We start from the raw sequence: 14,006 nt of genomic DNA, 5'->3' as shown, positions 1-14,006 counted from the left end.
AGCGTATCCGTTCCCGTCAGGGCGCAGACCTCTCGGCGAGCAGGGGCAGCGCCGCCTCGGCCAGCACCCCGGCCAGATCAGCGCTGAACTCGGCGGTCAGGTGGTGCGAGTCACGGTAGACGAGGGTGTTGCCGATGATGGGCGGGCACCAATCCTCGTCGCACAGGTACTCGTTGAGGTCGATGAGCGGGATGCCGCGGCTCGCGGTCGCCGAGACCTGTGCGTCGCGAGCCGCTCCGTCCAGCGCGCGCTCCCGCGGCTGCCCGCACGCCCCGGCGTCGGTCAGGTGCGCTGACAGGCACGGCGCGGGATCCTCGAGCATGTCGGGCGTGTCCGCCAGCACCGCGGTGGGCACGTCGAGGGCGTCGAGGGTGCGTCCGAGCGCGGCATCCCACATCTGCGGATCGTCCTCGACGCCCGGCGCGAGCTCCGCGTCCGAGAAGCTGGCCAGCAGCACCAGCGCCGGTTGCGACTCGTTCACGAGATCGACGACGGCATCGCGCCACTTCGGGCATTGCGGGTACGGACTGCCCTGCCGCAGCGTCTTGATGTCGGCGGCCGGGCACGAGCTCTTGGTGTGCACCTCGACGGCGTATCCCGACGCGGTCGCGAATGCCTCGACCGCGGGGAACCAGTGCGCCGCGTGCGAATCGCCGAACAGCACGATGCGCGGAGCCTCGGCGTCTCCGTACAGACAGCCCTCGGCATCGGTCGCACCCGTCCCCCGATTGCACCCGTCGTCGTAGATCTCGGGCAGGCTCTCGCGAGCCTCGCGCAGCTCGGGGTCCAGATTCTCGGGCACGTAGTCGGTACCTCGCGGCGAGTCGACGATGACGGTCTGCGACGCCGCCCGCGGCGCATTGAGCGACCGGTTGTCGGCGAGCGCGTACGCACCGGTCGCCACGAGCAGGCAGGCCACCGAGCCGGCGGCGGCGCCGCCCAGCGTCAGTCGCGCGCGCGCCCGTGTGAGAACGGGCGCCGTGCGCACGGGATCTTCGACGAACCGGTACAGCAGCCACGCCGCCGGCACGCAGGCCGCGGCGATCAGCAGCGTCGCCCAGAGCGGAAGACGCCCGGGCGTCGCCGCCTCGGGCAGGACGAGCGCCGGCCAGTGGACCAGGTACAGCGAGTACGAGATGGCGCCCACGAAGACCATCGCCCGCACCGACAGCATCCGCGTCGGGCCCTTCGCCGTCTCGCCCGCAGCGATGACGGCCGCGGTGCCGAGCACCGGGAGGGCGGCGGCCGCCCCCGGAAAGAGGGTGGCGGAGGAGAACAGGAAGACCGAGGCCGCGATCGCCGCCATGCCGAGCCAGCCGAGTGGCGCGGCGAATCGCTCCGGCACGGCGCGCGCCCGGTGTTGCAGCAGCACGGCGACCAGGCCCCCGACACCCAGCTCCCAGGCACGGGTGCCGAGCGAGAAGAACGCCCAGGGCTGCGACTGGAACGTGAGCCAGACACAGAGGGCGAAGGAGGTGACGACGACCGTGGCGAGCACGACGACGAGCGCTCGACGCGTGCGGACGAGAGCCCACACCAGGGCGAGCAGCGCCGGCCACAGCAGATAGAACTGCTCCTCCACACCCAGCGACCAATAGTGCTGGAACAGCGACGGGGAAGAGGCCTCGGCGAGGTAGTCCGCGTCGGTGGCCGCGAAGAAGTAGTTGGGCACGTACAGCGCGGTCGCCACCGCCCCGGCCCAGACGTCCCGCATGAGCAGCGGCGGATACCAGACGAGCGCGGCCACGACCGAGAGGATCAGCACCACGAACGAGGCGGGGAGGATGCGGCGGGCCCGGCGTGCGTAGAACTCGCCGAACCGCAGTCGTCCGTGCCGCTGCAGCTGGTCGAGCAGGTGCGCGGTGATCAGGAACCCCGAGATCACGAAGAAGACGTCGACTCCGACGTACCCGCCGGGAAGGAACGGCACCCCTGCGTGGTAGAGCAGCACTGCGCCGACCGCGACGGCACGCAGTCCCTGGATGTCGGCCCGGAACCCCGAGCGCGCGGGCCGGGCGCGGGTTCGCTGTTCCACGCGACGGAGTCTAGGCCGCCGGGGGAAACAGCGGGGATCCCCTTGACGTCGCCCGTCCGAGCCGCCCCGTCAGAGTGCGACCATCTCGGCGCTGCGGTCCCACAGCATCTTGGCCAGCGCGGGGTCGTCGGCGAGGCGATTGGTGCGGGCGAGGCGGTTGTTCGCGTAGAACCCGCCCGGCTCCCAGTCCACACCGGGCTTGCCGAGGGCCAGCCAGGTCAGCCGGGAGCCGCCGAGATCGTTCGAGGCCAGAAGCGGCTTGGTGAGCCGGCTGGTGTAGAACCAGCGCATCACCCCGTGCGACGCGCCGGCGAAGCTGCTCGCGATGACTCCTGGGTGGAAGGCGACGGCGTGCACCCCGCCGTCCCCGTATCGACGGTGCAGCTCCTTCGTGAACAGGACGTTCGCGAGCTTGCCGTTGCCGTAGGCGGCGCCCGCGGAGTAGCGGCGCTCGCCCTGCAGGTCGTCGATGTCGAAGCGGGCGAAGCGGCGCGCGGCCTCGCTCGAGGTCTGGATGACCGAGGCGCCGCTGTCGATCAGACGGTCCAGCAGCAGGTTCGTGAGCAGGAACGGCGCCAGGTGGTTCACCTGGAACGTGGTCTCGTAGCCGTCGGCTGTCAGCTCGCGCTCGGCGAAGATCCCGCCCGCGTTGTTCGCCAGCACGTCGATGCGCTCGTACCTCTCGAGCAGGTCCGCGGCGAGGCGTCGCACGTCGGCGAGGTCGCTGAAGTCGGCGCTGAACGAGTCCGCGCCCAGAGCTCGGGCCACGGCGCTCGTCTTCGCGGGGTTGCGCCCGACGATCACCACCCGCTCCCCCGCCTCATGCAGCTGACGGGCCGAGGCCGCACCGATGCCGTCGCTCGCTCCGGTGATCACGATGGTGCGGGGCACGGGACTCCTCGGGGTCGGCGAGATCTCAGGCTAGCGGTGCGTCGCCGGGTCAGAGCTCGACGAGGCTCACCTCGGTGAGGGCGCCATCATCGACGGTCGCGGTCATCAACGTGTGCGCGGGCTGCCGCCGGCGGTCGGTGGGCGAACCGGGGTTGAGAAGCCGCAGGCCTCTGGGCGTCGCGGTGTCCCACGGGATGTGACTGTGACCGAACACGAGCACATCGGTGTCGGGGAACGCGGCATCCATCCTCATCTCGCGCCGGGGGGCGGGTCCCGTCTCGTGGACCACCGCGAATCGCACGCCTTCGATCGTCCGCCGCGCGATCTCGGGAAGTCGCGCGCGCAGGTCCGCACCGTCGTTGTTGCCGAAGACGCCCAGCACCTCGGCATGGCGTTCCAATTCGTCGAGAACGGATGCCACGACCCAGTCCCCCGCATGGATGACCAGGTCCGCGGCATCCGCCTCGCGGAGCACCGCCTCGGGAAGGCGGCGTGCCCGCCCGGGTATGTGCGTGTCCGAGATCAGGAGCAGTCGCGTCGCCATGCCTTGATTCTCGTCGGCCGGGGCCCGGGGCGGAGTCCCGACCGGTTCACGTGCGACGGGACGCCGGACGCACGATCGCGCGCCCGAGCTTGAAGATGAGGACGGCACTGAGCACCCACGGCCCGATCACGAGGATCGGATCGAGCCAGGCGTGCTTCAGATCGACGCGACCGCGACCGAAACGCGAGGCGATGGGGCGACGACCCCGCTCTCCCAGCACTCCCGACTGCGTGATCGGATCATCCGGTCGCTTCGTGAACAGCGACTTCACATGCGCGCTTGCGGAGTCGATACGGTCACCTACGACCAGAAGCAGCCAGTGCGCGGCCTGACCCTCGCTGTAGGTGTCGTAGGCGTACCGTCGCACCTTGCCCGCGACACCGCGCAGCGGCTGGGCGGTGCCGAAGACCGGCGTGAGGCGCTCGTGCTCGACAGAGCGCTCGCGCGGACCATGGGCCTTCTGCTGCTCGGGGAGCTCCCAATGGGCGCCGGTGGCGATGCCCGGCTGCTCGCGAGGGAAGGCGGGACGATCGGCGGCGTCGAGATCGGCGCCCCAGCCGGGGATGCGGGCTTGCAGCTCATCGGGGTCCGGCGTACGTCCAGGCTTGTTCGCGGTGTACGGCATGGTCTTCTCCTTCGCTGATCGTCAGGACGCCGGCGTGATGACCGGCTTGATGATGTCGTCGAGCTTCGACGAGAACACGTGGTACCCCTCGGCGATCTCGTCCAGCGGGAACCGATGGGTGATGAGGTCGCTGGGCTTCAGGTAGCCGGCGCGGATGTGTTCGAACAGCCGGGGCCACTGCCGCTTCACCGGCGCCTGGTTCATGCGCAGGGTCAGCCCCTTGTTCATCGCATCGCCGAACTTGACGGCGCTGAACAGCGGCCCGTAGGCCCCCATCACTGAGACCGTCCCGCCCTTGCGCACCGAGTCGATCGCCCAGTTCAGCGCGACCGGCGAGCCGCCCTGCATCTTGAGCTTCGCCGACGTCACGTGCTGGAGCACGTGGCCGTCCGCCTCCGCACCGACGGCGTCGATCGCGACATCCGCTCCGAGGCCGTCGGTCATCTTCTTCAGCTCGCGCACGATGTCGCCGACCTGCCCGAAGGCGACGGTCTCGGCGTAGGCGAACTCCTCCGCCTTGCGAAGCCGATAGTCGAGGTGGTCGACGACGATCACGCGCCCGGCGCCCATGAGCCAGCATGAGCGGGCTGCCGCCAGGCCGACAGGACCGGCGCCGAACACCACCGCGGTGTCGCCTTCCACGATGTCGGCGAGCTGCGCGCCGAAGTATCCCGTCGAGAACGCGTCGGTGAGCAGCAGCGCGTCTTCGGCCTGGATGTCGTCGGGGATCAGGGCCGGGCCGACATCCGCGAAGGGTACGCGCACCATCTCTGCCTGCCCGCCGTCGTATCCGCCGGTGGTGTGGGAGTAGCCGTAGATGCCGCCGACCGCGGTCGCGTTCGGATTGACGTTGTGGCAGTTCGAGAAGAGCCCACGCGCGCAGAAGAAGCACGAGCCGCAGTAGATGTTGAAGGGCACCATCACCCGATCGCCGACCTTCAGATTCTGGACCGATCCGCCGACCTCCTGGACCGTCCCGATGAACTCGTGGCCGAACGTGTGACCGATCCGGGTGTCGGGCATCATGCCGTGGTACAGGTGCAGGTCGGAGCCGCAGATCGCAGCGAGCTCCACCCGCACGACGGCGTCGTTCGGGTGCTCGATCTTGGGCTCGGGCTTGTTCTCGACGCGGAGCTTGTACGGTCCGCGGTACGTCATCGCTTTCATGCGCTCCTCCAAAAGGGTGTCTCCAACACCCTCGACGCAGTACGGAGGATTGTGGGAGGGGCTTGCGCTGGGCGAGAGGACCTGTCAGATCGGGAGTCGACGCGAACTCAAAGCTCGTTCCCAGGTTCGCGGGACCAAATGGGAGGCGGCATCCGTTCTTCTCCTATGACGACGCAGCCAGCGTCGTCGCCCGAGGAGGAATCCCGAAGTGAAGAGCACCGATTACCGCCCCACATCCGAGGCGCTGAGTCGCCTCACCGACACCCAGTACCGCGTCACCCAGCAGGACGCCACCGAGCCTGCGTTCCGCAACGAATACTGGAACAACCACGAGCCCGGCATCTACGTCGACGTCGTCTCGGGCCAGCCCCTGTTCTCGTCTGTGGACAAGTACGACAGCGGCACCGGCTGGCCGAGCTTCACGAAGCCCATCGACGCCGAGGCTGTGGACACCAAGACCGACTGGAAGCTCCTGATGCCGCGCACCGAGGTGCGCTCGTCCGGTGCCGACAGTCACCTCGGTCACGTCTTCCGTGACGGACCGCGCCAGGCCGGCGGCCTACGGTACTGCATGAACTCCGCCGCCCTTCGCTTCATCCCCGCCGCCGACCTCGACTCCGAGGGATACGGTGAATACCGCGGACTCTTCGAGCCCACCACGAACGACCAGGAGCACGCATCATGACGAGTGGACCCACCGACACCGGCGCCATCACCCAGAACCCCGACACCGAGACGGCTGTCTTGGCGGGTGGCTGTTTCTGGGGCATGGAGGACCTCATCCGCCGCCAGCCCGGCGTGCTCGACACGCGCGTCGGCTACACCGGCGGCGAGAAGGATCACGCGACCTACATCAATCACCGCGGCCACGCCGAGGCGGTGGAGATCGTGTTCGACCCGACGCAGACGTCGTACCGCGACATCCTGGCGTTCTTCTTCCAGATCCACGACCCGTCGACGCTGAACCGCCAGGGCAACGACATCGGGTCGAGCTACCGTTCGGCGATCTTCCCGCTCTCACCCGAGCAGGAGCGCGTGGCGCGCGACACCATCGCCGACGTCGACGCCTCGGGGCTGTGGCCGGGCAAGGCCGTCACCACGATCGAGCCCGCCGGGCCGTTCTGGGAGGCCGAGCCCGAGCACCAGGACTACCTCATCACCTACCCCAACGGCTACACGTGCCACTTCCCGCGTGCGGGATGGGTGCTGCCCAAGCGCGAGGACGCCTCCGCCACGGCGTGACCGCAAGAGAACGGATGCCGCGACCCGGCCGGGTCGCGGCATCCGTCGTTCCACGGCTCAGGAGCGAGCCGCCTGGGCGAGCTCCTGGAAGACCGCGAAGGCCGGGTTGGGCACCCGTTCGAGGACCTGGTCAGCGCCACGCCTGAGGTCGACGATGCCGAACTCCATGAACCACTCGTCCGCTGGCCGATGATCGAAGCGGTACAGCCAGTCGACCATGGTGAAGAAGGGGAACCAGGTGAAGCCGACGATGTCGTGCCCTTCGCTGCGCAGGGCCGCAATCTCGGCAGCGGACTCGCGCAGCCACTCGATCTTCTCCTCGGCGGTACCCACCAGTGACGTCTCGGTGATCGCGATCGGCAGACGGTAGCGGTCGGTGTACAGCTCGACGAGGGTGCGGAGTCCGCGCGCATCGGAGCGCACGGGGGTGAACGCGCCGTCCTCCAGGCGCCCGTTCGAGAATCGGGGGTAGTAGTTGACCCCGATCACGTCAGGAGTGACCGCGTTCTCTCGGAACCACTGGAGGTCGGCCGCCGTCAGCCCGTGCTCTGCGAGGTACGGATAGATGGGTGCACGGTCGTCGACGCGGCCGGAGATCAGATCGAGTGCCAGGAAACGGCGCTCGTCGAGCACTCCCCGCGGCACCGGCGACGTCTCGCCCTCATAGAGGAAGCCGGCGTCCACGTGGACGAACGTGGCTTCGGGAAGCACTGCAGCGATCTCCTGCTGGCTGCGCACCATTCCCCCTCGCCAGCTGCAGGAGCACCTTGACGAATCCGTCCTGTCCTGTCAGGTACGGCGGCCAGGCCCCGTTCTGGCCGCACCACTCGGCGTTCACCAGGGGCTCGTTGAGCGGCGTGTAATCGGTCCAGACATGCCCGTAGCGCTGCGCCACCGAACGGGAGTAGGCCGCGACGCGTTCCGGGTACCCCGCATTGAGGAACGAGTTGTCCAGCCACAGCGGGGTCCCGTAGTGCATGAGGTCCACGAGGCAGCGGATGCCGAGTTCGTCCATCTTCGCCGCGACCTGGTCAGTCCACGACCAGTCGAATTCGCCGGGCCGCGGCTCGACGAGATACCAGGGCACCCCCCAGCGGAGGAACTCCGCTCCGCTCTCGGCGACGCGTTCGAGGTCTTCCCGCCACCGGCCGTAATGCTGCGTCAGTTCGTACTCGTCGAGCTTGCGGTGCCCGAGCTTCTCGTGGGGAATGAAAGTGTCTTCGATTCCCACGCCATAGTGAAGTCGGTCTTCGCGGTACCAGGGGGTGTCGCTCACGCGGCATCCTTTCTCCGTCGGCAGTCGTGCTGACGATGGGTCATTTCAGGCCGGTCGTCGCGATGCCCGCGACGAAACTCCGCTGAATCAAGAGGAAGAAGATCACAACCGGAAGCAAGGCGAGCAGCGACCCCGCCATCAGCAGCCCGTACTCCACGACGTGCTGGCCCATGAAGAGAGCGAGCCCGGCGGGGAGCGTCGACGTCTCGACGGACGACGACATGACTAGCGGCCACAGCAGATCGTTCCAGTTGTACTGGAAGTGGAACAGCCCGAGCGTGAGCAGGGCCGGCCGGGCAAGCGGCATGATGATGCCCCAGTAGATCCGCCACTCCGATGCACCGTCCACCCGGGCCGCCTCCTCGAGATCCTTGGGCAGCGACAGGAAGAACTGCGTGAGGAAGAAGATGCCGAAGGCATTGGTCATCCGAGGGATGATCAGGCCCGGCAGGGTGTTGGTCAGCCCCAGCCCGTTGAGCATGTCGTAGAGCGGGATGAGGGTCACCTGGAACGGCAGCATCAGCAGCAGCAGGATGCCGACGAAGACCACCCCGCGGCCCTTGAAGGGCAGCCGCGCGAGAGCGTAGGCCGCCATCGAATCGAGGAGCAGGGAGATGATCGTCACGCCGCCGGCGAAGATGATCGTGTTGACGTAGAGACGGGCGAAGGGAATGCGCTCCCACACGTCGACGAAGTGCTCGAGGGTCAGTTCCCGGGGCCAGAGCGTCGGCGGGTACGAGACGATGTCGACTTCCGGCTTGAAGGCGGTGAAGACCATCCAGATGATCGGGAGCAGCATCAGCAGCCCGATGAGAATCGTCGTGATGGCCAGCAGCCATGTCGCCGCCCGCGGCCCACGGGCGCGCCGGCTCCTGTCGATCGTCGGATCGGCCAGGGTCTCCCCTGCGGCGGGGAACGCGGTCACGGTCATCAGTACGTCACCTGCTTACGACGGAGGAATCCGAATTGGATCATGGACAAGACGAAGACGAAGACCAGCAACACGAAGGAGATCGCTGAGGCGTATCCGAAGCGCAACTCCTGGAAGCCCTCCCGGTAGATCAGCATGACGAGCGTCTCGGTGCGGAAGAACGGACCTCCGCGGGTCATCACCCAGATCTGATCGAAAGCCTGCAGCGTGGCGATGAGCGCCAGGACCGACACAAGAAGGGTCTGGTTGGACAGCAGGGGCAGGGTGATGCTGCGGAAACGCTGCCAGGGGCCGGCGCCGTCAAGTCGCGCCGCCTCGTACATGTCCACGGGGATGGACTGCAGGCCGGCCAGGTAGATGACCATGTAGAAGCCGACGTTCTTCCAGACGCCGACGATCATGACCGCTGCCATCGCATAGCGAGGGTCGCTCAACCATCCCTGTTCCGGCACGATGCCGATCAATCCGAGCCAGTAGGACAGCAGGCCGATGTTGGGGTCGAGCAGGAAGGCCCAGGCGATCGCGATGATGCCGAGCGACACGATGAACGGCAGGAAGATCGCCGTCCTGGCGAAACCGCGACCGGCGAAACGCTGATTCAGCATGATCGCGAAGACCAGGGCGAGAATGACCGTGACGGGCGTCACGACCAGTGCGTAGAGGATCGTGTTGCCGAAGGCGTTCCAGAAAGAGGCGTCCTGGAACAGCTCGACGTAGTTGGCCAAGCCGACGAACTCGGCCGCTCGGATGAGGTTGTAGTCGGTCAGCGACAGCCACACCGCCTGCACCATGGGGTAGAGCGTGAAGGCGATGAGGATGAGCAGCGCCGGAGCGAGGAAGAGCCAGGCGGTACGCGCCCGGCGCGTGCTCTGCGGAACGCCGCGGCGTCGGGGCTTCGCTGTCGCCGTGCCTGCCGGGGGTGCGGCGGTGGACGTCGTCGTCATGGGGAGTACCTTCCGCGAGAGCGGGCAGCAGATGGTCTGCCGCCCGCTCTCGATGTGGGCTACCTGTCGAGCTCTGCCTGGACCTGGGCCGAGGCCTCGGTGAAGATGTCCTCCACGGTGCCCTCGCCGTTCAGGGCCCGCTGGAGAGCCGGAGTGAAGACCGTCTCGAGGATCGGACCGCCGGCCGCGACACCGGGCATGAGCACGCGTGCGCTGTCTGCCACGTCGGGTGCGCCGAAGATCGCGGGGTACGGGCTCTCGGTGACCTTGTCGGCGACGTCAGCGCGGGTGGGGGGGAATCCGGATCCGTTCGCCCAGGTCGTCTGACCATCGACCGAGTTCCAGTAGGCGAAGAACTGATACGCGGCATCCTTGGTCGCGTCGTCGGTGTTCGCCGGAAGACCCATCGACACGACGTCGGCGAGGACCGCGTCGTCCGCCGGCCCGGCGAACGGCTTCGCCAGTCCGTAATTGAGACCGGCCTCGTCGAAGCCCGTCGTCATCCACGGTCCCACGATCTCGATCGCTGCCTTTCCGGTCTGGAAGAGCTTGTCGGCGTCGGCGCCGTTCAGCCCTACCGGGGCCGCCTGCTGCTCGCGCACCATCGACACCCAGAAGTCCAGTGCTTCGATGGATTCCGGATCGCCGAGCGTGGATGTGGTGCCGTCCTCGGACACGATGCTGCCGCCGGTGCCCCACAGCAGCGAAGGGAAGATCGGCACGGTCTCGTGATCGGCGAGCGCGATCGCGTACTGCTCCGGCTTGCCGTCGCCGTTCTCATCGACGCTGAGCTTGGGGACCATGCCGGCGAACTCTTCCCATGTGGTCGGTGGCGCCTCGGGGTCCAGGCCCGCAGCTGTGAACAGGTCCTTGTTGTAATACATCATCATCGGCGCGTAGTTGACGGGCACGCCGTAGTTCGCACCGTCGTAGATGGATGCCTCCACCGCCGCCGGGGCGAGGGCATCCGTGTCGTTGTCTGCATCCTCGTAGTAGTCGTCGAGCTCCATGAAGAGCCCCTCATCAGCGAACTGCGGAATCCGCGTCGCCGACATGGCGATGATGTCGGGCCCGTCGTTTCCGGCGACAGAGGTCAGCACCTTCTGGTACAGGGTGTCCCACGGCATGATGTTGGTCTTGACCTCGACCTCGTCCTGGGACGCGTTGAAGTCGTCGACGACCTGCTGAAGAGCCGGCCCGTCCGGGCCGGTGAACCCGTTCCAGAAGTCGAGGACGATCTTGCCTTCGGCGTTGGTGTCGTTTCCTCCGCCGGAGCCCTGCCCGGCGCAGCCGGAGAGCAACAGAGCAAGAGCTGCACCGCTCGCCGTGATTGCGGCGATCCCTCTGGTGCGGCCGCGGAGTACACGGTGCTGTGTGTTCATCGATCTTTCCCCTTCGAATTGGCGTTCAACGTTGAACGATCGGATCGATCACTGTTATACATGACCGGTAATCGTTGAACAACCCACCAGGCTGTGTCAGTGTGACGACGCGACGCCGCCGCGAGGAGTCAAGGAGGGCAGATGCCTCGAACGACGCTGAAAGATGTCGCCGCACATGTCGGGGTGTCGGCCAAGACCGTCTCGAATGTCGTCAACGGCACCGGGTGGGTCACCGACGATCTCGCCGCTCGCGTGCGGACAGCTCTCGTCGAACTGGGCTATCGCCCGAACGCCGCGGCGCGTCAGCTGCGCAGCGGACGCAACGGCATGATCGCGCTCGCGCTTCCCGAACTGAGCCAGCCGTACTTCGCCGAGCTCGCGTCGGAGCTGGTCCGCGCGGCGCAGGAGCGCTCCATGACGGTCCTGGTGAATCAGACGGATGGCCGACCGGAAGCCGAGCGTCGGATCAGCGACGGGATCGACGGTCCGGCTGTGGACGGGCTCATCCTCAGCCCGCTGGCTCTGGGGGCGAAGGAGCTGGAAGGGAGACTGGACAGCACTCCTCTGGTCCTGCTGGGCGAGCACATCGGCGACAGCACCTTCCCGCACGTCACCGTCGACAACACCGCCGCCGCCAAGGCCGCGACCGAGCATCTGATCGCACTCGGCTGCCGGAGCATCGCCGCGATCGGCGCTCAGCAGTCCGGGCCGAACGAGACGTCGGAGCTTCGGCTGGCGGGGTACCGAGCTGCGCTGGACGAGGCGGGGATGGCGTGGGACGAGCGCCTCGTATTCTCTGTCGACGAGTTCCACCGCGCGGACGGCGCGGATGCGGCACGCCGCATCCTGGACTCGGATCTGCGGCCGGACGGCGTCTTCGCCTTCAACGATCTGCTTGCGCTCGGCGCTCTTCACGTCTTCGTCACTTCTGGTCTCGACGTTCCACAAGACCTCGCGATCATCGGGTTCGACGACATCGAGGAGTCGCGGTACAGCACTCCTGCGCTCAGTTCGATCGCTCCGGACACGGCCGCTCTCGCGCGCCGAGCGATCGACCTCCTCTTCGACCAGCCGGCGACACCGGGCATGCACACCGTCGGATTCACCATCGCGCATCGCGCGAGCACGAAGGGACCGGTCCAATGACGGCTCACCGCCCGATCGACGCCACCACACTGGACGGAACGTATCCTCGACCGCAGTTGGTTCGGCGAGATTGGTGCGACCTCTCAGGCGAGTGGGATTTCGCGCGCGACGACGATCGAAGCGCGCGTCTCGAGGACGTGGTGTTCGACCGCACGATCGTCGTCCCGTTCCCGCCCGAGTCGCCGGCCTCCGGCATCCACGAGACCGGGTTCCTCCCGTGCGTCTGGTACCGGCGGGCGTTCGGACCGAGCGAGCTGGCCACGGCGGGTCACGGGGATGCCGCAGGCCGCGTGCTGCTCCACTTCGGTGCCGTGGATCACACGGCGACCGTATGGGTCAATGGTCGGCTGGTCGCCACACACGAGGGAGGACAGTCGCCGTTCGTTGCCGACGTGACCGAGGCAGTGGATCCGAGAGGCGACAATGTCGTGGTCGTGCGCGCCGTCGATCTGCCCTCCGATGTCTCGGTGCTTCGCGGCAAGCAGGACTGGCGCGAGGAACCGCACTCCATCTGGTATCACCGGACGACCGGCATCTGGCAGCCCGTCTGGCTCGAGTGCGTCCCGGAGACATCGATCGGCGCCGTGGCGATCCGGTCGGATCTCCCCTCGGGCGGCGTCGAGGTCGACCTGACGATCGACGGCAGCCCGCCTGCCGACGACACGTGGGTACGTGTCGTGGTATCCCACGACGGAGGTGTGCTCGCAGAGGGCCGAGTGCGGACCATGGGCCGAACCGCCGTCGCAATCCGCCTCGTTCTCCCTCACCAGCTCAACGGCCAGCAATACGAGGAGCTGCTCTGGTCGCCGTCGCGGCCGACGCTGCTCGCGGCATCCGTCACCCTCGAAACCGCCGACTCGACGAAGGTCGACGAGATCGCCACCTACCTCGGGCTGCGCAGTGTCGCCACCTCTGCGGAGGCGCTGCTCCTCAACGACCGCCCGATCATGGTGCGAGCGGTCCTCGCGCAGAATTACTGGCCCGAGACACACCTCGCGGCCTCCGGAGACATGCTCCGCCGGGAAGTGGAGCTGATCCTGGATCTCGGCTTCAACACCGCACGCGTGCATCAGAAGGCCGAGGATCCGCGCTTCCTCTACTGGGCGGATCGACTGGGACTCATGGTCTGGGCCGAGACGGCGAGCGCGTACTCGTTCGACCAGCGAGCGATGAGCAATCTGGTGAGTGAATGGTCCGCCATCGTCCGCCGCGATCAATCACATCCGTCGATCGTGGTCTGGGTGCCTCTCAACGAGAGCTGGGGCGTCCAGCACATCGCACATGATTCTCGCCAGCAGGCCTTCAGCCGGTCGATCGCCGATCTCACGCGAGCGCTCGACGGAACCCGGCCGGTCATCTCGAACGACGGCTGGGAGCATGCCGCTTCCGACATCTGGACGGTCCACGACTATGAGTCGGATCCGGATGTGCTGGCACGCCGGTACGGCGATGAGGACTCCGTGCGGTCGATGCTGGCGGGCTTCGGCCCGGCAGGACGGCGCATGAGCGTCGGCGCCGCCGCAGGGCCCCTGCCCGTCATGGTGACGGAGTTCGGTGGGGTGAGCCTGGGAAACCGCGACGACGGCTGGGGTTACTCCACCGCCAGCGACCCGGCATCTTTCGAGCAGCAGGTCACCGCCATCGTGCGGGCGGTGGCGTCTGCACCGCCCCTCGCCGGCTTCTGCTACACACAGTTGACCGACACCGGTCAGGAGACGAACGGCCTGCTGTTCGCCGATCGATCTCCGAAGGTGCCCACCTCACACATCCGCTCCGCGGTGCGCGGGGAATCGCACACGTGAGTTTCTCGGCGACCTGAGCAG

14 protein-coding genes are annotated in these 14,006 nt (G+C 67.5%); 4 read left to right on the top strand and 10 right to left on the bottom strand.

The window, feature by feature from the left end:
- Positions 1–16: 16 nt before the first annotated feature.
- The 5 genes from WYM_RS00575 to WYM_RS00555 form a co-directional block, all read right to left on the bottom strand.
- A complete protein-coding gene (locus WYM_RS00575; RefSeq protein WP_019178874.1) occupies positions 17–2,035 on the bottom strand; it encodes an acyltransferase family protein in 2,019 nt (672 codons plus the stop codon).
- Positions 2,036–2,104: 69 nt separating this feature from the next.
- The gene (locus tag WYM_RS00570; protein WP_019178873.1) at positions 2,105–2,926 is read right to left on the bottom strand and encodes an SDR family NAD(P)-dependent oxidoreductase; all 822 of its coding nucleotides are present in this window, start codon (positions 2,924–2,926) and stop codon (positions 2,105–2,107) included.
- A 49-nt stretch (positions 2,927–2,975) separates the two neighbouring features.
- Positions 2,976–3,470, bottom strand: coding sequence for a metallophosphoesterase family protein (locus tag WYM_RS00565; RefSeq protein ID WP_019178872.1), 495 nt, complete (start codon positions 3,468–3,470; stop codon positions 2,976–2,978).
- Between the two features lie 46 nt (positions 3,471–3,516).
- Positions 3,517–4,095, bottom strand: a complete 579-nt coding sequence (locus tag WYM_RS00560; RefSeq protein ID WP_019178871.1) for a hypothetical protein — start codon at positions 4,093–4,095, stop codon at positions 3,517–3,519.
- A 21-nt stretch (positions 4,096–4,116) separates the two neighbouring features.
- Entirely contained in the window at positions 4,117–5,262 is a 1,146-nt protein-coding gene (locus WYM_RS00555; RefSeq protein ID WP_019178870.1) for a zinc-dependent alcohol dehydrogenase, read from the bottom strand.
- Between the two features lie 208 nt (positions 5,263–5,470).
- Here WYM_RS00555 and msrB point away from each other — a divergent pair, with 208 nt between their 5' ends.
- Entirely contained in the window at positions 5,471–5,947 is a 477-nt protein-coding gene (msrB, locus tag WYM_RS00550; protein WP_019178869.1) for a peptide-methionine (R)-S-oxide reductase MsrB, read from the top strand.
- Positions 5,944–6,504, top strand: a complete 561-nt coding sequence (gene msrA, locus WYM_RS00545) for a peptide-methionine (S)-S-oxide reductase MsrA (protein ID WP_019178868.1) — start codon at positions 5,944–5,946, stop codon at positions 6,502–6,504. Before msrB ends, msrA begins: the two co-directional genes overlap by 4 nt.
- Before the next feature lie 57 nt (positions 6,505–6,561).
- On the opposite strand, the gene WYM_RS20915 is transcribed toward msrA, so the two are convergent.
- The 5 genes from WYM_RS20915 to WYM_RS00525 are packed head-to-tail and all read right to left on the bottom strand — an operon-like array spanning position 6,562 to position 11,037.
- Positions 6,562–7,242, bottom strand: coding sequence for a hypothetical protein (locus WYM_RS20915; protein ID WP_157524738.1), 681 nt, complete (start codon positions 7,240–7,242; stop codon positions 6,562–6,564).
- The gene (locus WYM_RS20910) at positions 7,166–7,780 is read right to left on the bottom strand and encodes a family 1 glycosylhydrolase (protein ID WP_051008018.1); all 615 of its coding nucleotides are present in this window, start codon (positions 7,778–7,780) and stop codon (positions 7,166–7,168) included. Before WYM_RS20910 ends, WYM_RS20915 begins: the two co-directional genes overlap by 77 nt.
- A gap of 40 nt (positions 7,781–7,820) precedes the next feature.
- Positions 7,821–8,711: a carbohydrate ABC transporter permease gene (locus WYM_RS00535; protein ID WP_019178867.1), complete on the bottom strand. Its 891-nt coding sequence runs from the start codon at positions 8,709–8,711 to the stop codon at positions 7,821–7,823.
- Positions 8,711–9,655: a carbohydrate ABC transporter permease gene (locus tag WYM_RS00530; RefSeq protein WP_019178866.1), complete on the bottom strand. Its 945-nt coding sequence runs from the start codon at positions 9,653–9,655 to the stop codon at positions 8,711–8,713. The genes WYM_RS00535 and WYM_RS00530 overlap by 1 nt, the downstream gene beginning before the upstream one ends.
- A gap of 59 nt (positions 9,656–9,714) precedes the next feature.
- Entirely contained in the window at positions 9,715–11,037 is a 1,323-nt protein-coding gene (locus tag WYM_RS00525; RefSeq protein WP_019178865.1) for an ABC transporter substrate-binding protein, read from the bottom strand.
- 141 nt (positions 11,038–11,178) lie between these two features.
- Between WYM_RS00525 and WYM_RS00520 the strand changes: the two genes are divergently transcribed.
- Positions 11,179–12,183 carry a LacI family DNA-binding transcriptional regulator gene (locus WYM_RS00520; protein WP_019178864.1) on the top strand — a complete coding sequence of 335 codons (1,005 nt, stop codon included), beginning with the start codon at positions 11,179–11,181 and terminating at the stop codon, positions 12,181–12,183.
- Positions 12,180–13,985: a glycoside hydrolase family 2 protein gene (locus tag WYM_RS00515; RefSeq protein ID WP_019178863.1), complete on the top strand. Its 1,806-nt coding sequence runs from the start codon at positions 12,180–12,182 to the stop codon at positions 13,983–13,985. Before WYM_RS00520 ends, WYM_RS00515 begins: the two co-directional genes overlap by 4 nt.
- Positions 13,986–14,006: the final 21 nt, after the last annotated feature.

The organism is Microbacterium yannicii PS01 (assembly GCF_000304335.1).
Lineage (GTDB): Bacteria > Actinomycetota > Actinomycetes > Actinomycetales > Microbacteriaceae > Microbacterium > Microbacterium yannicii_A.
The sequence above is the reverse complement of the archived record's forward strand: the minus strand, read 5'-3'. Positions and strand labels throughout refer to the sequence as shown.